Source organism: Campylobacter sp. BCW_6889 (assembly GCF_001762535.1).
Classification (GTDB): Bacteria; Campylobacterota; Campylobacteria; order Campylobacterales; family Campylobacteraceae; genus Campylobacter_D; species Campylobacter_D jejuni.
Map to the genome: position 1 here is coordinate 1 of NZ_MJWZ01000043.1, position 376 is coordinate 376.

Annotated in this window: 1 pseudogene; it reads left to right on the forward strand. The window is 18.6% G+C overall.

Annotated features, from left to right (window positions below):
• Window positions 1-256: 256 nt before the first annotated feature.
• Window positions 257-376: pseudogene (locus tag AJ939_RS11355) on the forward strand (hypothetical protein); the annotation flags it as partial.

Consider the following 376-nt stretch of genomic DNA (forward strand, 5'->3'; position numbering starts at 1 on the left):
AAATACCACAAAAATATTTACAACATTTCATACAAATTTACTCTCATTAAATTAATTTTTTTATATAAAATAAAATTTAAATTGAAATTTTATAATTATATAATAATCAGTATTTAATTATACTTTAAGTTTAAATATTTTATTATTCCACTATTTTATTTTTATATTTTATATTATTATTAAAAAATAAATAATATGAAATTAATTTCAAAATAAATCATTTTAAATAAGGAAGGAGAAAAATATTTGAGTAAAAATATTATTTCAAGTAAGGTGTCTACGGGGGGGGGGGATTAAAGAACCCTGTTTAAATTCTAAAAAGATAGTTTTATCTTTAGCTACTATTTCTTTCTTAGCGAGTTGTGCTAATGCTACA